The 410-nt window shown below is 65.1% G+C and carries 1 protein-coding gene; it reads left to right on the plus strand.

Annotated elements, in window-relative coordinates:
- On the plus strand, nucleotides 1–410 hold a 410-nt coding region (locus tag GQE99_RS20265; RefSeq protein WP_161353780.1), incomplete at both ends, for an adenosylhomocysteinase.

Here is a 410-nt window from a genome sequence, read left to right on the forward strand (position 1 = left end):
AGCCCCGGCTGGTTCACCAAGCAGCGCGACATGATCAAGGGCGTGTCGGAAGAGACGACCACCGGCGTTCACCGCCTCTATGAGCTGATGAAGAAGGACCTGCTGCCCTTCCCGGCGATCAACGTGAACGACAGCGTCACCAAGTCGAAGTTCGACAACAAGTACGGCTGCAAGGAATCGCTGGTCGACGGCATCCGCCGCGCCACCGACACGATGATGGCCGGCAAGGTCGCGGTCGTCTGCGGCTACGGCGACGTGGGCAAGGGCTCGGCCGCCTCGCTGCGCGGCGCGGGCGCCCGTGTGAAAGTGACCGAGATCGACCCGATCTGCGCGCTCCAGGCCGCGATGGACGGGTTCGAGGTCGTGACGCTCGAGGACGTGGTCGATTCCGCGGACATCTTCATCACCAC

Source organism: Maritimibacter harenae (genome assembly GCF_009882975.1).
In the GTDB taxonomy this organism is placed as follows: domain Bacteria; phylum Pseudomonadota; class Alphaproteobacteria; order Rhodobacterales; family Rhodobacteraceae; genus Maritimibacter; species Maritimibacter harenae.